This window comes from Pseudoalteromonas sp. GutCa3 (genome assembly GCF_002836155.1).
GTDB classification, from domain to species: domain Bacteria; phylum Pseudomonadota; class Gammaproteobacteria; order Enterobacterales; family Alteromonadaceae; genus Pseudoalteromonas; species Pseudoalteromonas arctica.
On sequence record NZ_PJBK01000100.1, the window covers coordinates 101,127 to 124,298 of the forward strand.

Here is a 23,172-nt window from a genome sequence, read left to right on the forward strand (position 1 = left end):
GCGGCTCGCCTGCAAAGGAAATAACAATGACTGAACACGAATATCACCAATTAGCCGAAGCTCTTATGTTCACTATTGAAGAGCAAGTTGATGATTGCGAAGCTGATTTAGATTACGAATCGGCACAAGGTATTTTAGAAATTATTTTTCCTGATAAAAGTAAAATAGTGATTAACAAGCAAGCACCTCTTCATCAAGTATGGGTTGCGACTAAGTTTAACGGACATCATTTTGAAATGCGTGATGGGTTATGGATTGATAACCGCTCTGGCGCTGAATTTTGGGCATTTATAAATGAAGCCTCAACTCGCCAAGCAGGCCAAGAAGTTAAGTGGCAATCATCACTATGAGTTTAGAATTTGTAGAATATGCAGCCCAAAGTGAGCACAAAGCAACGGTTATTTGGTTACATGGTTTAGGTGACTCTGGGGATGGTTTTGCACCAGTAGCTCCGCAGCTTAATTTACCAAGTGAACTTGGTATTCGGTTTGTTTTTCCGCATGCGCCAGTACAACCGGTCACCATAAATGGTGGCATGGAAATGCGCTCTTGGTACGATATTAAATCTATAGAATTAGATAAGCGTGCCGATGAACAAGGCGTAAGGGATTCGGCTGCAAAGGTAGAAGAGTTAATTAATAAAGAAATTGCTAATGGCATACCTGCTAATAAAATTATTTTAGCTGGTTTTTCTCAAGGTGGTGTTGTGTCGCTGCATTTAGCGCCGCGCTTTGAGCAAAAGCTTGGGGGTGTTATGGCGCTTTCTACTTATATGTGTGTGCCGCAAAAATTTGCTGATGAAGCAAAGCATACTGATTTAAACGTATTTATGGCTCATGGTAGCCAAGATAACGTTGTACCGCATAGTGCGGGTAAAAGTGCGTTTGAAGTATTAACAGCACATAACATGGATGTAAGCTGGCAAGAATATCCAATGGCTCACCAAGTTTGCGCAGAAGAATTGCAAGCTATTCGCCAATGGTTAATTGCTCGTTTAAGCTAATTTTGGAACCGCTGAGGTCAATATGAGTCAAAAAATAGTTATTAAAGCAAATGTTAAACGCGAACTACAAGAGAGTGTACCAACGGTAAGCTACGAGTGGAATTGGCGTCGTATTGTGAGTATTGCTATGTTGGTATTAATGACCTCTGCAGCAGTTGTGTATGGCTTAACAACGTCAGCCAGTGCAGAGCAAGGTGAGCATCCAAATGAGCAGGAACAATTTTTAAGCTTTAGTAGTAACGCTCAAAACCAGACAAGCGTTGAAGTTACGGATGTTGAGCCTCAATCATCAGTAAGCAATAGCCCTAATGATCCTGCAGAGGCAATGCAAGCTCGGATTGAACCGTTGTCAGCTGAGCAAAATGAGGTTGAGCAAAACATATCAATTAATGCACCGGCTAAAGCGGATCCTGTAAATACTGATGCAGTTTTACTAGCTAACAACGATATTGTGATTGATCAAAGTGAGAGTATTAATACTGAGTTAAACTCAGGCCTTGATAATGATCTACAAGAAGAAACCGAAGAAGCTCAAAACGTAGCTGAACCTGCTAATCAAACAGAGTTACTTTTAGATTTAGAAAGTGATGATGGTGCATTGAGTGGCACTGAAGGTTTTTCACCGACAGCACAAGTGGCAAGTGTGGCTTTGGGCGCGCAAATAGACACGGGTAAAATTAGCCGTGCGGTACTTACTCGTAAAGTAAGTAAGCGTGAGCCCACTAATGTGTTTGCTGCTGATATTAGATTAAGTCAGTTTGATGAAGGCGTATCGTTTTTTAGTGAGATTAAAAATCTTCAAGGCCAGCAAGTTAAGCATGTTTGGTCGTTTGAAGGTGAAACTATGGCTGAAATTACACTTAATGTTACTTCGCCTCGCTACAGAACGTACTCAACAAAAAATATCATGGACACACAAACAGGCCATTGGCGTGTTGATGTAGTTGATGAGCAAGGCAATTTAATTGCCCAAAAAGAGTTTAGAATTTTAGCTGACTAAAACTAGCTAAACGCAGTAATTAATTGGATACCCCTATGACAGAAAAAACAAAATTAGTACGCATCGCAACGCGCAAAAGCGCCTTAGCACTTTGGCAGGCCGAATTTGTAAAAGCAGAGCTTGAGCGTTTTCATGCAGATGTGCGCGTAGAATTAGTCCCAATGTCGACGCAAGGGGATATAATTTTAGATACGCCATTGGCTAAAATTGGCGGTAAAGGCTTATTTGTTAAAGAGCTAGAGCAAGCCATGTTAGATGGCCGAGCTGATATTGCCGTGCATTCTATGAAGGACGTGCCAGTAGAGTTCCCAGAAGGATTAGAGCTGTATACTATTTGTGAGCGTGAAGATCCGCGTGATGCGTTTGTATCAAACAATTTTGCAAATTTAAACGAGCTACCACAGGGCGCCATTGTGGGTACTTCTAGCTTACGCCGCCAGTGCCAAATTAAAGCACTTCGCCCTGATTTAGATATTCGTGATTTGCGCGGTAATGTAAATACGCGTTTAGGTAAATTAGATGACGGCCAATATGATGCTATTATTTTAGCGGCTGCAGGGCTTATTCGTTTAGAAATGGAGTCGCGTATTGCTGACTACATTGAGCCAGAAGTGTCATTACCGGCAAATGGTCAAGGCGCTGTAGGTATCGAATGTCGTATTGATGATGAAGTAACAAAGGCATTACTTGCACCACTTGAGCATATACAAACACGTATTCGCGTAAACGCAGAGCGTTCGATGAACCGCTATTTAGAAGGTGGTTGCCAAGTTCCTATTGGTGCTTATGCATTAGTTGATGGCGAGCAGGTACATTTGCGTGGTTTAGTTGGTGCTGTTGATGGCAGCGAAATTTTACGTGACGAAGTAACAGGTCATGTAAATGACGCAGAAGAACTAGGTATTGAGCTTGCTAAAAAATTACTAGCTCAAGGCGCAGACAAAATATTAGCTGAAGTTTATAGAGACGCATAAATGACACATATTCTGATAACTCGGCCCGAAGGAAAAGGCGCAGCCCTTGCACAGCAACTTGAGCAAGCGGGTTATCAGGCGTCTTTATTTCCGGTATTAAAAATAACGCATTTAACACCCTCCAGCACTGAACTTAGTCCGCTGTTAAATGCAGATAAAATAATATTTATATCGCAAGATGCAGTCAGTGCACTTTCGCAATTAAAACCCGATATAAATACCAAAGCGCAGTTTTATGCGGTTGGACAACAAACAGCCAACATTATATATGAGCAATTTGGTGTGCGCGCAGCAGTACCAAAGCAGTATGATTCAGAAGGGTTACTTGCGCTCAAATCACTCGCCGAGGTTGATGGCAGTAATATAGTGTTAGTTAAGGGGCAAGGTGGCCGCCCTGAGTTAGCTAAAACGCTAAAAGAGCGCGGTGCTTTTTTAAATAATTGTGTTGTGTACAAACGTGAACCCACAGAGAGTATCACCCCCAACTGGACAGACCACTGGAAAAGCCAGAATGTACACGGTATAGTCATAACAAGTAATGCAGCAGTTGATGCTATATTTAAAAGCCTTACTGCACACCAACTACAATGGTTACAACAGTGCCGATTTTATGTTGCAAGCGAGCGGATAGCCGCTTATTTAAAGTTGCAACAGGTAAGTTCGGCTAATATACACATTGCAGCAGGGGCTAGCGATAATGCTATGTTTACCTGCATAAATCAGCAAGGTAGCAACATGAGCGAACAGTCAAAGCCAGTTACGGCAGAAAAAGCCACATCAACAATAGCTAACCCGGCCTCAGCTAAATCAGCTAAGCAAGAGCCAGCAGCTACAAAAAATACGACAGAAAAAAACAAACAAAAGGTAAGTAAGGTTGCAGCACTTGCGCTTCTTATTTCGTTAATTGTGGCCTCTGGTGTTGGATACGAGTTTTATCAAAAATTAAATGCTGGTAAGGCGCAAAACCTAGCCGTTAATGAGTTAAGCGAGCAAAATAAGTTACTCGTTCAAGAGCTGCAAGCACTTAAATCGGCGCAATCTAATTTGCAGCAAGCGCTGTTTAATAGTGAGAAAAAAGTAGCCGCAACCCTAAGTGAAAGTGCAGCTCAAAATCAGCAAGAGCTAAAAGCAGCCCTGCAAAAAGCGCAGCAACAAGGCTCGTCTTTAAACCCACAAGAAGTAACCAGCTTACAGCGTATGGCTGAATTTAAACTATGGGCTGAAAAAGATTACCAAGGCACTAGTGCTGTTTTAAAGCGCTTAGATGCATTACTTAGCGAACACCCAGGAACAGTTGAAGTTCGCCAAGCTATTATGCAAGACATACAAACACTTGATAGCCTTAAACCTATAGCAACAGAGGCTATTTATTTACAGCTAAACAGTGCACTTAATAGCGTTGATAATTTAGTTTTTAATGCGGTTAACTTGCCAGAAGAAGCGGCTGCAATAGATGAAAATGCTTTAAGTGATGACGTGAGTGATTGGCAGCAAAACCTGAGTAATAGCTGGAATAAAATTGTGGATAGCTTTATTACTATTCGCCAGCACGAAGGTGTTTCCATTGAGCCATTACTTACAGATCAAGAGCGCCATTTAATTAATCAACGAATCAAGCTTAATATAACTCAGGCACAAGATGCACTTATGAGTAAGCAGGCGAGTATTTTCTTTAGCGCCTTAAGTGAAGCAAAACGTTTAGTTGGTGAGTACTTTAAGCAAGACGATGATGCAACCAAAACGGTACTTAAAGCGTTGTCTAAACTCGAAAAAGAGCAGCTTAATTTTAATCCAAAAATAACCTTAAATAGTACACAAAAGGTTAAGGAGTGGGCGCAATGATAGGGCTAATTATTTTAATTGTAGCTATTGTTGTTGTACTAGCGGTTACTCCATTTGTGCTAGATGAAAAAGGTTATGTACTTATTTCATTTAACAATACGACGATAGAAGGCACGATAGTATCGTTTTGTATAATGGCAGTCATTACCGCTGTTGTTTTATATTTAACATATAAGCTAATCCGCTACTTATTATCGATTTATCATAATACTAAACATGGCTTTTTTGCACGTAGCCAAGAGCGCAAACAAGTAGCTATTGAGCAGGCTCTGTGGAGTGCTATTAATGATGATTATGAGCATGTAGAGCAGGCTCTATCGGGTAATAGCGTACCAGATAAGTTTGAAGATATTCGCTTAGCATTACTTGCAAAAGCAGCGCTTGCTAATAATCAAACAGATAAAGCACTTGAGCGTTTATTTGAAATAAGCCCAGAGCATCAATTAAAAGTAGCAAAGCTATGGTTGGCAAGTGGCGACAGTAGCGCGATTGAATCACAAATGCGTATTAGCGCAGAAGCTAAAAAAGCCACCGCACTTGAGTTAAAACTTTATGCAGAAGTATTAGTACAGCAACAACACTTTAGTGCGCTGGAAGATTTTTTGCCGCGTTTATTACGCAAAAAAGCACTTACTGATGCACAGTGGACGCAGTTATTTAGTGCCTACTTTAATGCGTTAGATGCAGACAAACTGAGTGAAAAATATAAACAGCTACCGAAAAAGCTGCAAGCTCATGCCCACACCGCATATTTAATGCAAATGGCGCAAGCAGGTCAATTGGCTGCTATTGAAAGTGACTTAATTAAAATGGTTAAGCACAATGAGCAACACTTAGAGCTTGCCAATATATTAAGTAAAGCAACAGCAGCCGATGCGCCTAAGTTGCAAATAAACATACAAGAACGCCTTAAAAAGGATGATTCAAATAATTCACTATTACTTGCGCTGGCTTGCCTTGCTAATGCTAAAGGTGATTATGACTTAGCAGCTAGAATTTTTGATAAAGCACTGAATAGTGACAATAAAAAACAGTTCTCTGAACAAGCTGTTTTAAGTTATAAAAATAGTGCACAAGCAGAAAAGGCGCTCGTTTTATATCAATAAATGACTACACTATAACTACTTAGCATTTTTTGTAGTTCAGGAGCACAAGCATTGAGAAAGTTTTTAATATTAACCCTTAGCTTGGCTTGTGCTTACTTTTTTACTGGGTATTTTAGCAACTCACTTCTTTCTGTAGATGGCTATGCGGTTGCCTCTTGGCCGCCCTCAGGAATTGCTTTAGCGAGCTTTTTAATTTGGGGACGTAAGTCATTTATTGGCCTTATTCTTGGTGCTTTCTGTACTAACTTAATTCATCTTGATAACACCGTAGATATTCTTCATTTTAATGTGCTTTTACAAGCTATTTGCGTCACTTTAGCCTCTGTTTTACAGGCTTGGATTGGTCGTCAAATTATAGTAAATGTTATAAAGGCTCCACTAGATTTATCTTCTTTAAAACACAGTGTGCAGAGCTTAATAGTAGCAGGACCAATATGCTGTGTTATTGCTGCAGGTGTGGGAACTAGTTTATTAGCATTGAATAATGTGATCCCTACGCATGCTATTTTTGATAGCTTTATAGCATGGTGGATTGGCGACAGTATCGGTGTACTTATATTTACTCCACTCATGCTCGCAGCCTTTAATTACACGCAAGTACGCCACCGTATGTTGGTAATTTTACCTTCACTATTAATTTATATACTAATCAGCGTTAGTTTTTATGGCGCTGCCAGTGTTAAAAAAGAAAAAGACATTCAAAAGCAAGAAGCCAAAATACTTACTGTGCAAAATGCTATAAGCCAGAAGCTCGATGGTATTACTGCTCACTTAGGATTGTTAGCTACATTTTTTGCTAGTAGTAATGACGTGAACTTTAAAGAGTTTAAACAATTTACTTCAAAGCAGTTGGACTATAGCCAAGAAATTTCAGCATTTGAATGGATACCTTATGTACCAGCAAATAAACTCGCAGATTTTGAAACACATGAAAATACAGCCACAGGCAAACCTTTATATATAAAAGAAAAGTCACTTGATGGAGGTTGGCAACCTGCAGGTACTCGTAGTAATTACTTTCCTGTAAAATATGTATATCCCTTAAAAGATAATGAAGGTGTTTTAGGGTTTGATTTAGCTTCTAGTAAAGTAAGAGGTGCAGCGCTTAGCAAAGCGAAAGAGCTTAATGAACTTGCACTAAGTGAGCCAATTAACTTGGTCCAAAATACAGCCGAACACGGTGTACTTTTTTTATATCCTGTTTTTGGAGAGTCGTCTACCGAAGATGATTTTCAAGGTTTTGTGGCAGCGATTGTCAGTCTGAAACGCTTATCGCAAACACTATTATTTGATCACAACAACTCAATTTCAGTCAGTTTTTTTGATACAACGATACCAGGGAAAAAGCAGGCAATTTATATTGCCGATACCGATAACTCGCAAACGCTGTTTAAAGAATATCAATTGTTGATTGGCAAACGCATGTGGCAGGTCGAGTTATATGAACCAATAGTTAGAACGTCTTGGTTAATGTATTGGCTTGCACAAATAGTAGGTATGTTGTTTGTGTGGTTACTGATTACATTTTTGATTTCAGTTACAGGTACAAATATACAAATTCGCGAACAAGTGGCTAAGCAAACGCATACATTACGCAAAGAAAAACAAAAAGCAGATGAAGCGAGTCATATTAAAGGACAGTTTTTAGCAAACATGAGTCACGAAGTCCGCACCCCTATTAACGGTATAAAAGGGCTGCATTATTTAGCGCTGCAACAGAATGATTGGCAACAAGCAAGGAGTTACATTGAACAAGCAGATGGAGCACTGGGTGTTTTACTGCGGGTATTAAACGATGTGCTCGACTTTTCAAAAATGGAAGCAGGCAAGCTAGACTTAATGCAAGAGCCTATTAACGTAGCGAGTTTAGCGGATGAAATGCTTAATTTACTTCAGTTTGAAGCTGACATTAAATCAATAAAGTTAAGTCTCGATTTTGATAAAACATCAAATTTGGTCATTAATACCGATCCAATCCGCTTAAAACAAGTGCTGCTGAATCTGCTCAATAATGCGGTTAAATTTACAGGGCAAGGTGAGATCACTCTGAAAATTTGGCAGTCGAAAAAAATGACTTACTTTAGTATTAACGATACGGGTATTGGTATTAGTAGCGAAGCACAAAAACAATTGTTTAAACCGTTTGCGCAAGCCGATAGCTCAACCTCACGTCAATATGGTGGTACAGGCTTAGGGTTAAGTATTTGCAGAAAGTTGGTTGAGTTAATGGGTGGTGCAATTGATTTAGTCAGTTATGAAGGTAAAGGTTCTACATTTACATTTAGTTTGCCGCTTATATCGCCTTTACCAAAGGCAGAGCAAATTCAACAGCAATACGACGAAATAGATGTAAGTACCTTATCATTCGCAAACTATAAGTTACTTTTAGTCGAAGATAACCCACTTAACCAGCATGTTGCCAGTGCCATTTTAAAAACAAAAGGGTGTATTGCCGACATTGCTAATGATGGTTTTGAAGCCATAGAAAAGCTAACCGAAAATAGCTACGACATTGTTCTTATGGATATTCAGATGCCAAAAATGGATGGACTCCAAGCAACAAAAGTAATTCGTTGTGATTTAGGGTTAATTGATTTACCCATAATAGGGCTATCGGCGAACGCCCATGATGATGACGTTAAAAAGGCATTAGCCTCTGGAATGAATAGTTATATTACCAAACCTATTGATGCAAATACGCTTTTTAAAACTCTTTGGCATTATTTATCAAATAAATAAGTAACGTTATTTTTTGCACAAAAAGCAGACATATGACCGCTTAAACTTAACGCAAACCATATAGACTTGAAAAATAACTATATCTGCGTATCATGCGCGCAAATTTAACTAAACTGGGTTGCTATTATGATCAATAGAAAATTACCTTTGCTAGATATTCACCGTCATTTAGATGGTAATGTACGTGCGCAAACCATATTAGAACTTGGTCGTCAGTTTAATATAGAGTTACCTGCAGATAACGTTGAGGCATTAATTCCTCATGTTCAAGTTATTGACCCTGAGCCAAACCTTATGGCTTTTTTACAAAAGTTAGATTGGGGTGTCACTGTACTTGGCGACTACGATGCGTGTAGACGCATAGCGATTGAAAACATTGAAGATGCACAAGCACAAGGCCTTGATTATGTAGAGCTTCGATTTAGCCCTTACTACATGGCACAAAGCCAAGGTTTACACCCAGAAGGGGTTGTAGAGGCGGTTGTTGATGGTATTAAATCAGCAACAAAGGATGCAAATATAAAAGCTAACTTGATTGGTATTTTATCGCGTACTTATGGCGTAAAAACATGTCAAAAAGAGCTTGATGCTTTACTCGCATTTAAAAATGATTTAGTTGCTGTTGATTTAGCCGGTGACGAAATTGGCTTTCCTGGTGAGTTGTTTGTAGAGCACTTTAAACAAGTACGAAATGCTTATTTAGCTTCGACTATTCATGCTGGAGAGGCACTCGGTGCTCCAAGTATTTGGCAAGCAATTAATGAGCTAGGTGCAAGCCGAATAGGGCATGGCGTTAAAGCTATTGAAGATCCAAAACTAATGGATTACTTACGCGATAACCGTATTGGCATTGAGTCGTGCTTAACAAGTAATATTCAAACCAGTACAGTAAACGATTTAGCTAAGCACCCACTTAAACAGTTTTTAGATCACGGTATTTTAGCGTGTATTAATACTGATGACCCTGCGGTTGAAGGCATTGAAATTGAGTACGAATATACCGTTGCAGCACCTAAAGCTGGCTTATCTCAAGCTGATATGGAAAAAGCCCAAAAAAATGCATTAGAAATAGCATTTTTAAGCGATGGCGATAAAAAAGAACTTTCAGCAATCGTTAGCGCACGTTAATTTAAGAATATTAAAAATGCCGCTTTATATAAGCGGCATTTTTGTATTTGTAATGTCAGTTTAATTAACGCGTTTGGCAACTTATATAATTATCGTAAAGTGCTTTAAGTACGTCAGCTCGGCTGATCATGCCGATTACTTTAACACCCTCTACAACAGGGTAGTTTTTTGGTTTACCGGGCTGCATTTGCTCTGCAAGCTCAATAATATTGGTATCGCCGCTAACGGTCACTACCTTTGTTTGCATAAGTTGCGATACTTTAACCATCCCATCACAAAAATAACTGCTTTGCGTAAGTGGTTTTAATAGTTCTTGCTCAGATATAAATCCGACTAGGCATTTATCTTTATCAAATACTGGTGCGCCAAGTAGTTTAAATTTTTGTAGTTCTGCTATGGCTGTCGTCATTTCTGTATCTGGTGTGATATTTGGCAACTTGCGTTGCATAAAATCTTTTACTTTTGTATTTAGCATTTGGGTCTCTCCCGCTGATGTTCTATACAAAGTATGGTTTATAGATAGGGATTTAGGAAATTGTTTATGTTGATGAGATTGATAGGTTTTAACTATTAAGTATTTGTTGTTATATAAAATAAAAGCACCGATTAGGTGCCTTTATTCATAACTGAAAGTTAATTTCAATTATTTGATAAATGCGAATGCATCTGCGTACATGTTTTCACGAATTGCACCATGAGTAATAAAGTCATCACGGACAATACCTATCATGTCAAAACGACCGGCCATATAAATATCGTATGGTTCAAGTGATACAATATCTTGCATTACCGCTTTATGTACATAGCCAGTGTGACCTTGCCAATTAGCAGATGGATTTTCTACCACAGGGATAAACTCAAAGTTTTTGTGGCTATCGGCCCATGTTTGCATTTCTGTATGTGCGTATAAAGCTGACTCTTCTTTTACACCCCAGTAAAATAATACAGGACGGTCGCACTTAATTTCAGCTAAGTGATCAGCCATTGATTTTGCGTATGAAAAACCAGTGCCACCGGCAAGTAAAATAATAGGGCGCTCACATTGCAGGCGCAACTGTGAAATACCCAAGCCAGCTTCAATGTCTACTAACTGCCCAGTGGTATGGGCGTTTCGTAAATGTTCCAGCGATTGCATTGCATACGAATCGGCACCTGACGCGCCAATATGCAGTTCTATTGCATCGCACTGTGAAGGGCGACTAGCTATAGAAAAAGCACGTTTGTCTTTTTCGCCCAATACGAGTTGCATGTATTGGCCAGCTTCAAAGGTCACAGGTTGTTGTGGCTTTAAAATTACTTTGTGAACAAATTCTGTAAGTGGGCTGATAGCTACAACTTCAGCTTTTAATGTTTGCATTTTTTACCTTTTAGCAGCGCTTTAAACAGCAGATACGCAATCGAATGACTCGATTCTAGCATATCTGCAGGGTTATTTTATAGCCTGTTATGTACTTACATATAAACGCTTAAAGAATATTAAGGCTTTCCCAAATATCATCTACGCGGTCTTTGGTGTCTTTATCCATAACAATAGGCTCGCCCCATTCGCGGGTGGTTTCGCCAGGCCATTTATTGGTGGCATCCATTCCCATTTTTGAACCAAGGCCAGAGACTGGCGATGCAAAATCGAGATAATCAATAGGTGTGTTTTCTATTAATGTTGTATCGCGAGCAGGATCCATTCGGGTTGTTATAGCCCAAATAACATCTTCCCAATCACGGGCATTAATATCGTCATCGCACACAATTACAAACTTGGTATACATAAACTGACGTAAGAACGACCAAACTCCCATCATCACGCGCTTAGCATGGCCAGGATATTGTTTTTTCATTGTTACAATCGCCATACGGTACGAGCACCCTTCAGGCGGCAGATAAAAGTCGACGATTTCAGGAAATTGCTTTTGTAATATCGGCACAAACACTTCATTAAGTGCTACACCTAAAATTGCAGGCTCATCAGGCGGTCGGCCAGTAAATGTGCTGTGATAAATAGGATCTTTACGATGCGTTAAGTGAGTTACCGTCATTACTGGAAAGTCATCTACTTCATTATAGTAACCGGTATGGTCACCATAAGGGCCTTCTGGCGCCATTTCACCTGGCATAATGTAACCTTCAAGTACTATTTCTGCACTGGCAGGGACTTGCAAGTCATTGGAAATAGATTTTACAACTTCGGTTCTGCTACCACGTAATAAACCAGCAAATGCATATTCGCTTAATGTGTCGGGTACAGGCGTTACTGCACCCAATATAGTAGCTGGATCGGCACCTAGTGCTACCGAGACAGGGTAAGGCTGCCCAGGGTTTTCTTTACACCATTCTTGAAAATCAAGCGCGCCACCACGATGCGACAACCAACGCATAATTATTTTATTTTTGCCTAATAATTGCTGGCGATAAATACCTAAATTTTGGCGCTTTTTATAAGGCCCTTTAGTAACTGTAAGGCCCCAAGTAATTAATGGCGCTGCATCACCTGGCCAACAATGTTGAATAGGTAATTTAGTTAAGTCTACATCATCACCTTCTAAAACTACTTGTTGGCAAGGCGCTTTTTTAACTTCTTTTGCTGGCATATTAAGCACTTGCTTAAAAATAGGTATAGCGCCTAGTGCTTCTTTAATACCCTTTGGTGGATCAGGCTCTTTTAAAAAAGCGAGTAGTTTACCTACTTCGCGCAGCTCGCTAACGTCTGTTTGGCCCATGCCCATTGCTACGCGTTTTGGTGTACCAAATAAGTTGGTAAGCACCGGCATATCGTAGCCTTTTGGATTTTCGAATAATAACGCAGGACCTTTAGCACGCAATGTGCGATCAGATATTTCGGTCATTTCAAGATACGGGTCGATTTCTTGGGTGATACGTTTAAGTTCGCCTTTTTTTTCAAGCAAATCGATAAAATCACGTAGATCTTTATATTTCATTGTGGGCCGCTATTAAGCAAAAGAGTTGAAGTATTATACCCATTTCATGCAAGCCAAGTCATTACTTGCACTTAAAACTTAAAGCGCTCTACGGCACTTGTTAAGGAGTGTGCAAGTTGATTTACGTCTTCACTTTCGCTTGCTAGGGTTGTCGCGTTTTTGGCATTCAAGGTTGCTTGCTCTGTCACCTTGGCCATTATTTGTTGAATGTCGTTACTGTTAGTCAATTGCTCATGTGATGCATGAGCAATCTGCTCACTCATCTGATTAACAGACGACAATGTGCTTTTAATACGCTCTACGGCTTTATTTAGTTCAGTGCTGTTTTTAACACATTGCTTGGCTTGGTGTTGGCCATCGGTAATGTGTTCTTGAGTTGTTTTAGTGTGTTGTTGCAATGTTTGGATCATGGTGTTTATTTCGCTAGTCGAGGTCTGTGTACGTGCAGCTAATGATCGAACCTCATCAGCAACTACAGCAAACCCGCGTCCGTTTTCACCCGCTCGCGCTGCTTCAATTGCAGCATTGAGTGCCAATAAGTTGGTCTGCTCGGCAATGCTGCTAATTGTTTCAACAATGGCTTCAATAAGCTGAGTGTGTTGGGCTAGTTCCTCAGTGCTGCCTACTGCTTTATCAAGGCGCTGTAATAAAGTTTCTATACTTAGACTATTTTGATTAGCAATCTTGTTTACGTCATTGGCAAATTGCGATGCATTGGTTATTTCACTTGATGTTTTATCTGCTTGTTCATAAACCGCTTGTGAGTTGGTTAGCATATTTTGTGCAAGCGATGTTGCCTGCGCGCTTCGCTCCAACTGCTGTTGTGCAACAACCGTCATTTGCTGACCTTTTTCACTGGTTTTAATAGCGCTGCGGTCTAGTTCATGGGCGTCACTACTAATTGCGCCAATTAACTGGGTAAGGTCTTCACTGAGTTTATTTATGTTATTTAGCAAAGTACCAAATTCATCTTTACTGCGCGGATGGCTTCGCTTTGATAAATCACCTGAGGCGATTCGGGCTAAATCGCGGTTTACTTTTTTAAGCGGTTTTAGCATTGCGCGAGTTGTAAAAATAGAGATAGCGATAATCAATATAATTAAAACAAGCGTAATAATTACTACAGAACTAATCCCAGTATTTATGGCGGCCTTTGCATTAGTTTGTAATGCATTAAAGCGCTTATCAGCCAATTTATTAAGTTCAATAAGCTGACTTTCTGTTGTTATAAATTGCTGTTGAAAGTGTTCAAAATTTTGAGCCGCAGCAATAGTACTTTTGAGTACTTTATTTTGTTGGGCATAAATTCCTGTATTGTTGTTAAGTAACTCTCTTAATTGATTAAATTTAGCCGTTAAATTTTTAGCGTTAAACGCATTATTAAAAGGTAGCGCTTGTTGCTCTAAATAGGTGAAATTAGGTTGGATGTTATCTAGTAGAAATAGAGTATCTTGCTGATGACTATTTAAATCATTGATACTTGTAGTTTGAGTAATGCTTTTTATATTATTGCTTAAGTTAAACAATAAATCATCTATACGGGTCGCTGTTCCAAACATAGCATTAAGTAGCGCCTGCTGTTTTGCAGGCACTTCTAAAAGTTCTATATCAAGTAAGTTAGAACTTAAATTGTAAAGTTGCTCGTTAAACGTTGCTGATAATTCTATGGTGGAATTTTGCGCTAAAAACTTACTCTCTTTAGCGCTAAACATTGCGACACTTACTTTAGTCAGTTGCTCAAAGCCTTCGTTGGTACTGGCGAGTAAATTTTGCATTGTTATTTGTTGATTTAGTTGAGTGCTTAACGAATTGAGCATATCGCTAAATTGTTGTTGCTCAGCTTGCGACTGTTTTTTATTTTGTTGAAGTAAATCAAGGTTTGCTTGGCTGTAAGCTAAGGCGTTAAATTTGGTAATAGACAGTAGTGATAGCCTTAAATCTTTACTGAACTGTTGTACAGGAACCGCTAATTTTTCTGTTCGGGTATTGTTAACGCTAATTTTGTTTAATGACCAATAAAAAAACACACTACTTGTTAGCACCAATAAACCAATGGCTGTAAAAGCTAAAATTATTTTATGTTTGATCGCAATTGAACGCATAACTTCATCACAATAATGGGTCTTTAATTATTGTAGCATTGCTGTAATTTATTGGTTAGTTTTGTGTTAAACCTTGATGCACTGTCTTTTTTTACCAGCAATGATTAGCATGGCTTCATTTCCCTTACCCCAAAACAGTACCTCTTCACTTATATATTTATTCCCTGATGCACTTTTTTCGTGATTAAGTACATGCACTTTATTGTTAAAGATAAGTTCGGCTTCAGAATTATTAATGATATTGAGTTTTACGCTCTCATCATCGCATTGGTAAGCAGTACTGGTTTGTAAATCACTACATGCGGTTAAGCTTAGTAAAATAGCGATTAATGCTAAATATACTTTCATTTTTCCTCCCATCTTCTTTACAAGTTAGTTAAAACACAGGGCAAAATTTTAATCTAATGTAAGAATAACAAAGCAAAATTAACCGTTGGTGAAAGTAGCGCTTTACGTTATGTTTATAGCAATATTTTTTGAGCTCGGAAGCTTTATGGCAGGCACTAACCTTTTAACGTTATTAGACGATATAACCACTTTACTTGATGACATTGCGACAATGAGTAAGGTAGCAACAAAAAAAACAGCGGGTGTATTAGGCGATGACTTAGCGCTCAATGCACAGCAGGTTACAGGTGTTGCAGCAGAGCGTGAATTACCGGTTGTTTGGGCTGTGGCAAAGGGCTCATTTTTAAATAAAACGATACTCGTACCCGCCGCTTTATTAATAAGCGTATGGCTGCCTTGGTTAATAACACCTCTGTTAATGATGGGTGGTTTATTTTTATGTTTTGAGGGAGCTGAAAAAGTATTTGCTAAGTTTTTGCCTCATCACAATGAAGTGGTAGATGAGGATGAAAAATTAGACTTAGTCGGATACGAAAAGCAAAAAATAAAAGGCGCAATAAGAACCGACTTCATTCTTTCTGCCGAAATTATTGTTATTACTTTAGGCACAGTGGCTGGTGCTACATTGCTTAACCAAGCTTTAGTGCTTTGTGTTATCGCAATTATAATGACGATTGGCGTTTATGGCTTGGTGGCCGGTATTGTAAAATTGGATGATGCAGGGCTTTATCTACTTAACCAATCTAAAGTGTCAGCAAATAAATTTAAAGAGTTACTCGGAAAAGGCTTACTAGCTGCTGCACCTAGATTAATGCAGTTTTTAGCTTTTGCAGGCACCATTGCGATGTTTTTAGTAGGCGGTGGTATTTTAGTACATGGCGTTGAGTTACTACATCATACTCAGTTGGATGTAACAAGCTATGCTCAGTCTGTTGCTGGCGGCACAGGAGAAGTATTAGCGCCTCTCTTGTTTGATGGTTTGCTAGGTGTTATTGCCGGCTTAGTTGTTGTGCTTATACATGTAGGTTATACAAAGTTATTTAAAAAATAGCAGACACATTGAGTTATCATTTTCGTTACATTTTATAAGACTTTATATAAGACTTTATATATTATGACTTCTTGTTGTTAATACAGGGAATTATGATGAATTTTCTTTTAAGATGTAACTTGTTAGTACTTCTGTTATTTGTAAGCTTTTTTAGCTTCTCAAAGCAGCCCCAAATCCCCGTGGAGTACTTCAGTAAAAATAAAGAGTTTAATCACGCTACTATTTCTCCAGGCGGCGAGTATTTAGCGGTTATAAATAAAGTTGCAGGTAAAAATGCGCTTGTTATTTTTGATACTGAAAACTTTAAAATGCTTCATGCAGTTGCCTTTGAAGGAAATGCTCAAGTTGGTGATTATCATTGGGTTAATAATGAACGAGTTGTTGTTACTAAAGAGTATTTAAAAGGGTGGCAAGACCACCCTGAATATCATGGTGAGATATTTGGCGTAAATGCTAATGGAGCTAGAGGTAAATATCTAATTGGTTACCATGGTGAAATGCAAACAGGTACACGCCTTAAAAGGCAGACTCCTTTATACGGAACTTCATTTGTATTAGATCCCTTAGTTACTAACAAAAGAAAAATGTTAGTAGTTACCTATCCTTGGACCTCGAGTAATGAACCGCATACTATTGTCTATGAAGTAGATGTATATACGGGCAAAAGGAAGCAAGTTACTTTGTCTCCATCACGTATGGCTGAATTTTTAACTGATCATGATGGTAATGTTCGAGTTTCAGTATCTACAGATAATTATATAGATGCAAAAATACATACTAAGGCAAAAGATGGCGGTGACTGGGAGAAATTAAATTTAGGAGAGGTTAGTTATGGCGATATTAGACTAAAAGCTTTTGATAAGTCTGGTGACAACATTTATATGACTGCTTCTGTTGGTGGAGAGGCTGAAGGATTATATAAACTAAATTTAAATACTAAGGAAATTGAATTAGTTCATCAAGAACAATATGTATCTCCAAAAAGAGTGTGGGTTGATGAAGTTTCAAAAGAATTATTTGCAATAGAAAGTGAGTTAGGTTATCCAAACTATGCTTTTATAGATAAAGACTCTCATAAAAGTGTTCGTTTAAAGTCTTTGATAGAAGCATTGCAGGGCGACCAAGTGCAGTTAGTCAGTAGCACCTCTAATGGCGATATTAATGTTATTTACGCATCAAGTGATACCAACCCTGGTAAATATTACTTATACGATGGGGTACAAAATAAGCTAAGAATATTATTTTCAGCGCGTGGCTGGCTGAACGAAAATGAGCTTTCAAAGACAAAACCTATTCAATATAAAACTCGGGATGGTTTAACTATTTATGGGTATTTAACTGTTCCTAATGGTCTAGAAGATAAAAACTTACCTCTAGTTGTAATGCCTCATGGCGGTCCACATGGCCCTCGTGATTATTGGGGTTATGATTCTGAGGTACAGTTATTAGCAAGTAGGGGAATGGCTGTACTAAGAGTTAATTTTAGAGGTTCTGGTGGGTTTGGTCGAAACTTCGAAGAAGCAGGTTACCAAAAGTGGGGTTCTGATATTCAGTTTGATATTATTGATGGTGTTAAGTTTTTAATTTCTAATGGAACGGTAAACAAAAACAACATTTGTATAATGGGATCAAGCTTTGGTGCTTATTCAGCTTTGCAGAGCGCCATTTTAGAGCCAGACATGTTTAAGTGTGCAATTGGCACAGTTGGTATTTATGACCTACCGCTAATGTTTGAAGAAGGTGATATTTCAGGGCGTAGTACAGGACAAAACTATCTTGAAAACGTTTTAGGCACTGATGAAACGCTTTTGAAGGCATTTTCACCTAGCTATAATATAGATAAGCTTAAAGCAGCTGTGTTCATAGTTCACGCAGGTGAAGATGCACGAGCCCCTATTGAACAAGCCGAATCATTAATTGCTGCATTGAAAAAGGCTAACCATCCTTATAAGTACGTGTTATTGGAGGATGAGGGCCATGGTTTTTACAAAGAAGAGCACAGAACTGCTTACTACAAACAAGTAATTAATTTTTTAGATAAACATTTAGAGTTATAAAATATTAAAGCAGCAAGTAACATACTTGCTGCTTTATTCACAGTTAGCTATTTTACAAAGAGATTCCAATTCAAATTGTGCTTTAGTATTTTTTTGCTCAATGGCCTTTTTGTACCAATAAATAGCTTGCTGTTGATCCTGATCTATTCCCTGACCATCACGATACATTTGCGCTAAATTTAATTGCCCCCATTGAGAGCCCGCTTCAGCAGCTTGCTTAAAGCTATTAAATGCTTCAATAAACAAACCATCTTTAAAATAAATAATGCCTTGTTGATTGTTTTTATCGAGCTTTAAGCCTTTATATAGTGGCTTAGGTTTGGGAGGATGCATCACAAACCCACCATAAAGGATGTTGGCATAGGGGCGCAGCACGTCGTAAATAGCTTCGTCGTTGTAAAGGCGTGCTACTTCATCACGAGGGAGGGTGATTGTTTTAGTGGAGAAGTAATTGTCTTGAATTAGTTGGCTGGTACGCATTGCCAAGGTAATACTATTATTACGTTTATAGCTGTAGTTGCTTATCTGAAAGGTAATAAACTGCTTATCAAAACTTAAAACTTGAGCAATTCTTAAATTGGTTAGGGTCCAGGGTTCGTGTGTAAATTTGTCGGCGTGTACTAAGTAGGTGTCATATATTTTAGGTGTATTCAAATAGCTTTGCTTTTGAGTCTCGGTATCAAGGTGTTGTTGATAAAAAAAAGAAACAATCCAAAGCAATAAAAATACGCCAATAAAGTATTTAGGTAGGCTTAGTTTTTCTATTAACGGTAGTTGCGGTATTTTAACAGGTTCGCTTTTTCCGCATTGATAGCACTCGCGTTTATAGCTTAATTTTAAGGCAAGCATAGGTAAAATGCTAAATCGTAAATAGCGGCTTTTATTTACTAAATGGTAGGCGTCGCTTTGGCAGTGAGGGCAGCGTGTTATTTGTGCAAAATGTGGAAATGATTCACTCGTGTTGAAAAGTAACATAAAGCACGCTCCTTGTTTAATTACCTAAAGGTAAAACAAGAAGCGTGTTAGTTAAAGCTACAAACTGTAAGTAAGTATGTCTGTTATTACTTATTTTGAGCTTTAGGCTTGATAGTGGTTTTTGCATCGGCAGCCATTAGAGCAAATACAGCATATGCAGCGGTATTTTGACGAAGCTTAGCAGGTGTTACTTTATCAAGCGTATCGTCAGCTGTATGGTGGTAATCAAAGTAATCTGTTCCATCTTGAGCCAGTTCAAAAATAGGCGCTGACGTTGCTGCTTTAAGTGGAATTAGATCGGGGCCACCATTCGCTTGGTTTTTACCAATGTGCTCAATATTTAACGGCGCAAGTTCTTTTGCTATAGCGCGAACTACAGGAAGTGACTCTGCGCTTACGTTCGACTCAAAAGCATATACAACATCGGCGCCAAAATCAGACTCAGCGGCTGCAACAATATTGCTTAGCTCGTTTTTATGCTCTGCAAAATAAGCTTTTGCACCCCAAAGACCTAGCTCTTCAGCTGCAAAAAGCACCACACGAATACTGCGCTTAGGACGTTTTACATCGCTAATATGTTTAGCGGCTGCCATTGTTAGTGCAACGCCTGCGCCGTCATCTAATGCGCCAGTCCCTAAGTCCCAAGAATCTAAATGCCCGCCAATTAATACATATTGCTCAGGGTTTTCGGTACCATTAAATTGGCCAATAACGTTATAACCAGTGCCTTCACCAAGGCTTTCGGTTTGCACATTAATATTTACCGATACGTCTTTATTTAAAGCGACTAAGCGTGCTATTTGATCTGCATCTGGGTTAGCAATTGTTACGTTAGGTATTTTTGTAACACCTTCTTTATAGTAACTACCACCGGTGTGTGCAAAGCGATGATGACCGGTACTAACAGAGCGCATCATGTAGGCAACAGCGCCTTTTTTAGACGCTTCTATAGCGCCTGTACCTCGTGCTTTTACAGCAGGTCCGTAACCATTCCCGTCTATGTCGCGGTTCATGCGGTAATTAATATATGCAATTTTACCTTTTAAACTGTTCGCCGGTGCGGCTTTTAATTCATCAAGTGTTTCGAATAATACAACCGGCGCTGTAATCCCATCTTTTGGCGTGCTTATACTGTTACCTAATGCAGTTAAGTGCAGTGGTTGCTCGCTTGGTGTTAGTATTTTTCCGCTTTCGCTATAACGGCGCCATTCAGGAAATGTCGCTTCTTCAAGCCATACTTTATCAAAACCAAGCTCATTAAATTTAGCTTTAGCCCATGCCACGGCTTTTTTATCGTTTTTAGTGCCGGGTAAGCGAGGGCCTACTTCAGTTGTTAATGACTCTAGTAATTTATAACTTAAATCACTATTTAGTGCAGAGGTGCGCACTTCGTCTACTTGTTGTAATTGCTTTTGGGTAAATTCGGCGCTGTTAGCGTTTGCAGCCATACTGCTAGTAAGCAGCAGTGCGGTAATTAATTTTTTCATTTTGGTAGGCCTTTTTAATAATTAGCGCTATTAGAGCATGTAACAAACATGATAAAAAATAGATGAGATGAATAGGCTTTGTAATAGGTTTAATGCTGTTAGGTATAAACGTTTAGATATAAAAAAAGCCCGCGTAAATGTACGCGGGCTATATTTTAACACTGTTATTTAAGGCATTTATTTAAAAGCTAAATTGCGCTGCTAAACGAAGATTTGTACCCTCGCCAACAGTTACATTACTCGTGCTGCCACCACCTAAGTAGCTGTTATAAAATAAGTTTTCGATGTTAAGGCGTAAGTTAATATCGGTATTGCTTAAGTTAAACTTATAAGTGGCGCCTACATCAACACGTGTATATGCATCTTTAGTAATTGTATTATCGCTATCTGCAAAGCGCTCGCCTTCGTAAAAAGCACCAGCATTAAGTGCAATGGCGTCGTTTAATTCATAACGCGTCCAAAGTGATGCCGACCATTTTGGTGCATCGGTAGGGCGTTTACCTTCCAATACTTCATCGCGTTCAAAGTTAGCATCTAGATACATAGTTGATGCCATAACAAATAAGCGGTCAGTAGCGGCACCTTGTGCGCTTACTTCAACACCTTTGTGGCGTTGTTCACCCATTTGGTTTGTTTCACTTGTGAATGAGCCAATAGGCGTCTCAAGTTGTTCGCTAACAAGAGTACCTTCTTTGCTAATATCAAAAATAGCACTGGTAAGCATTAGGCGGTCATCAAATAACTGCCATTTAATACCAATCTCTCTTTGCTTAGATGTAACAGCATCTAATTTCATGCCGTTATTTACATCTGTTTCATCAATCAGTGTTTCACTACCTTGAGGCTCAAAACCTTCTGAGTAACTAGCGTATATAGTTGCAGAAGCATTTGGGTGATAAAGCACACCTACTTTTGGTACAAATGATTCGTTATCATTTCCTGTGCTATTTTGTTTGTCGTAACGACCACCCAATGATAGTTGCCACTCAGGCGAGAACGAAATTAAGTCTTGAACGTAAATTCCGTAGTAGTCGTATTCAGTTTCGCTTACTGTATCATCTGTTTTATAGCTTACTGATGGACGAGATGGTTCTGCTTGTCCTGCAGAAAAATCAAAAGAGTCGGCAGAGGTACGACGTTGCCCGTAGTAATAATCAAGCGAGTTAGCGCCTACTAATAACTGGTGTTGAATGCCCGCAGTTTCAAACTCACCAATAAAATCAATAAATGCAGTTTTAAATTGCCAATCATCAAAGCGATCGTAAGGGCGAGATTCATAGCTGTCACCTTCAGCAAAGCCATTAGGCATGCGAGGTGCTGACTCAAAGCGTTGGCGTTCAAACGTTTGTTCGTTGTAACCAAGTTTTACTTGCCAGTTATCGGTTAAAAATACCTCTAGGTCTACACCTAGGTTTTCTACGGTAATATCGGTGAACGCCCAAGACATATCACGGATTGTTTTATCGCTACCAATTACATTGGCATTATCGTCTATCCATGCGCCAGTATCTAAACCTGCTTCGTCATCTGTGCGGTCGTAATGCACACGTACTAATGCGTTATCGCTAATATCGTAATCTACAACTAATGCACCTAAAAAGCGGTCGCGTTCACGATTTTCACCATTTTGGTATTCACGCCAGTAGTCAACGTCTTGCTTTACTAAAATACCACGAGCACGTAAATCTTCCGATTCAGTTAATGCGCCTGCAGCATCTACCATAAAGCGAGTTGAACCATGCTGATCTACATCGGCACTGGCATTAAATAGTGTTTGTGCTGTAGGTTTTTTAGTTACCATGTTAACCAAGCCACCCGGGCCTGACTGACCATATAAAATGCTTGATGGACCTTTAATTACTTCAACTTGTTGCAAAATTTCGATGGGTTGTTGATAGTGTGACCAATGTTGATGCCCGTCGCGTAAATAACCCGTAGATGAGCTTAGCTCAAACCCACGTAAGTTAAATACCTCACGATTTCGTTGTTGTGAGCCTGCAGTTAAGCTTGCGTCATTTGTGAGTACTTCGCCAAGGGTAGTGGCAAGTTGCTCACTAATAATAGTGTCGGTTATTACGGTTACAGATTGTGCGGTTTCAAGTAATGAAGCTGATGTTCTCATTGCGCCATTAGCGTTATCTACTTTGTAATCGTTAAAGTAGCTACCTTTTACTTCTATACGCTCAAGGTCAGTAGTGTTTGCGTATGTGTTTGTTGTAATGCTTGCTAATAGTGCTATGTAAAGAGAATTCAGTTTCATTGTTTGCTTCCAGCAGTGATATGTAAAAAACAATCGCGATCTTAATGCAAACTACTATCATTTTCAACACCTTTTGTTAACGTACTTTATTATGTGTTTGTTAATGGTTGCTAATTACGAATTCTGCTATTATTAGCAGCATATTTAGTGGGGCTTTCCCCCACGTT

Annotated in this window: 18 protein-coding genes; 10 read left to right on the forward strand and 8 right to left on the reverse strand. The window is 39.1% G+C overall.

Going from position 1 to position 23,172, the window contains the following annotated elements; translation table 11 throughout:
* Positions 1 to 26: 26 nt before the first annotated feature.
* From cyaY to add, 8 genes are all read left to right on the forward strand, one after another.
* Entirely contained in the window at positions 27 to 350 is a 324-nt protein-coding gene (gene cyaY / locus CXF64_RS17880) for an iron donor protein CyaY (RefSeq protein ID WP_002960979.1), read from the forward strand.
* A complete protein-coding gene (locus CXF64_RS17885) occupies positions 347 to 1,003 on the forward strand; it encodes an alpha/beta hydrolase (RefSeq protein WP_101217675.1) in 657 nt (218 codons plus the stop codon). The genes cyaY and CXF64_RS17885 overlap by 4 nt, the downstream gene beginning before the upstream one ends.
* 22 nt (positions 1,004 to 1,025) lie before the next feature.
* Positions 1,026 to 2,003 carry a DUF2914 domain-containing protein gene (locus tag CXF64_RS17890; protein WP_101217676.1) on the forward strand — a complete coding sequence of 326 codons (978 nt, stop codon included), beginning with the start codon at positions 1,026 to 1,028 and terminating at the stop codon, positions 2,001 to 2,003.
* 35 nt (positions 2,004 to 2,038) lie between these two features.
* Positions 2,039 to 2,977 carry a hydroxymethylbilane synthase gene (gene hemC, locus CXF64_RS17895; RefSeq protein ID WP_101217677.1) on the forward strand — a complete coding sequence of 313 codons (939 nt, stop codon included), beginning with the start codon at positions 2,039 to 2,041 and terminating at the stop codon, positions 2,975 to 2,977.
* Entirely contained in the window at positions 2,978 to 4,819 is a 1,842-nt protein-coding gene (locus CXF64_RS17900; RefSeq protein ID WP_101217678.1) for a uroporphyrinogen-III C-methyltransferase, read from the forward strand.
* Positions 4,816 to 5,925 carry a heme biosynthesis HemY N-terminal domain-containing protein gene (locus CXF64_RS17905; protein ID WP_010554570.1) on the forward strand — a complete coding sequence of 370 codons (1,110 nt, stop codon included), beginning with the start codon at positions 4,816 to 4,818 and terminating at the stop codon, positions 5,923 to 5,925. The genes CXF64_RS17900 and CXF64_RS17905 overlap by 4 nt, the downstream gene beginning before the upstream one ends.
* A 51-nt stretch (positions 5,926 to 5,976) precedes the next feature.
* Entirely contained in the window at positions 5,977 to 8,664 is a 2,688-nt protein-coding gene (locus tag CXF64_RS17910) for a CHASE domain-containing protein (RefSeq protein WP_101217679.1), read from the forward strand.
* Between the two features lie 126 nt (positions 8,665 to 8,790).
* Positions 8,791 to 9,792, forward strand: a complete 1,002-nt coding sequence (gene add, locus CXF64_RS17915) for an adenosine deaminase (RefSeq protein WP_024592609.1) — start codon at positions 8,791 to 8,793, stop codon at positions 9,790 to 9,792.
* 64 nt (positions 9,793 to 9,856) lie between these two features.
* Here the strand turns inward: add and CXF64_RS17920 are convergent, their stop codons facing one another.
* The 5 genes from CXF64_RS17920 to CXF64_RS17940 all read right to left on the reverse strand — a co-directional run bounded on the left by CXF64_RS17920 (position 9,857) and on the right by CXF64_RS17940 (position 15,175).
* A complete protein-coding gene (locus CXF64_RS17920; protein WP_024592608.1) occupies positions 9,857 to 10,267 on the reverse strand; it encodes a CBS domain-containing protein in 411 nt (136 codons plus the stop codon).
* Positions 10,268 to 10,435: 168 nt separating this feature from the next.
* On the reverse strand, positions 10,436 to 11,149 hold the full coding sequence (fre, locus tag CXF64_RS17925; RefSeq protein WP_024589658.1) for an NAD(P)H-flavin reductase: 714 nt from the start codon (positions 11,147 to 11,149) through the stop codon (positions 10,436 to 10,438).
* A 109-nt stretch (positions 11,150 to 11,258) separates the two neighbouring features.
* Positions 11,259 to 12,725 carry a 4-hydroxy-3-polyprenylbenzoate decarboxylase gene (ubiD, locus tag CXF64_RS17930; protein WP_007580574.1) on the reverse strand — a complete coding sequence of 489 codons (1,467 nt, stop codon included), beginning with the start codon at positions 12,723 to 12,725 and terminating at the stop codon, positions 11,259 to 11,261.
* 71 nt (positions 12,726 to 12,796) lie between these two features.
* Positions 12,797 to 14,827, reverse strand: coding sequence for a methyl-accepting chemotaxis protein (locus CXF64_RS17935; RefSeq protein ID WP_101217680.1), 2,031 nt, complete (start codon positions 14,825 to 14,827; stop codon positions 12,797 to 12,799).
* Positions 14,828 to 14,893: 66 nt separating this feature from the next.
* A complete protein-coding gene (locus CXF64_RS17940) occupies positions 14,894 to 15,175 on the reverse strand; it encodes an MliC family protein (protein WP_007580576.1) in 282 nt (93 codons plus the stop codon).
* Positions 15,176 to 15,320: 145 nt separating this feature from the next.
* Between CXF64_RS17940 and CXF64_RS17945 the strand changes: the two genes are divergently transcribed.
* Positions 15,321 to 16,226 (forward strand): DUF808 domain-containing protein, encoded by a 906-nt coding sequence (locus tag CXF64_RS17945; RefSeq protein WP_101217690.1) that lies wholly within the window; start codon positions 15,321 to 15,323, stop codon positions 16,224 to 16,226.
* 95 nt (positions 16,227 to 16,321) lie between these two features.
* Complete coding sequence (locus CXF64_RS17950) at positions 16,322 to 18,283, forward strand: alpha/beta hydrolase family protein (protein WP_101217681.1); 1,962 nt, start codon at positions 16,322 to 16,324, stop codon at positions 18,281 to 18,283.
* 33 nt (positions 18,284 to 18,316) lie between these two features.
* Here the strand turns inward: CXF64_RS17950 and CXF64_RS17955 are convergent, their stop codons facing one another.
* From CXF64_RS17955 to CXF64_RS17965, 3 genes are all read right to left on the reverse strand, one after another.
* The gene (locus CXF64_RS17955) at positions 18,317 to 19,258 is read right to left on the reverse strand and encodes a tetratricopeptide repeat protein (RefSeq protein ID WP_101217682.1); all 942 of its coding nucleotides are present in this window, start codon (positions 19,256 to 19,258) and stop codon (positions 18,317 to 18,319) included.
* Positions 19,259 to 19,344: 86 nt separating this feature from the next.
* The gene (locus CXF64_RS17960) at positions 19,345 to 20,745 is read right to left on the reverse strand and encodes a M20/M25/M40 family metallo-hydrolase (protein WP_101217683.1); all 1,401 of its coding nucleotides are present in this window, start codon (positions 20,743 to 20,745) and stop codon (positions 19,345 to 19,347) included.
* 181 nt (positions 20,746 to 20,926) lie between these two features.
* Complete coding sequence (locus CXF64_RS17965) at positions 20,927 to 23,005, reverse strand: TonB-dependent siderophore receptor (protein WP_101217684.1); 2,079 nt, start codon at positions 23,003 to 23,005, stop codon at positions 20,927 to 20,929.
* Between the last annotated feature and the right edge of the window lie 167 nt (positions 23,006 to 23,172).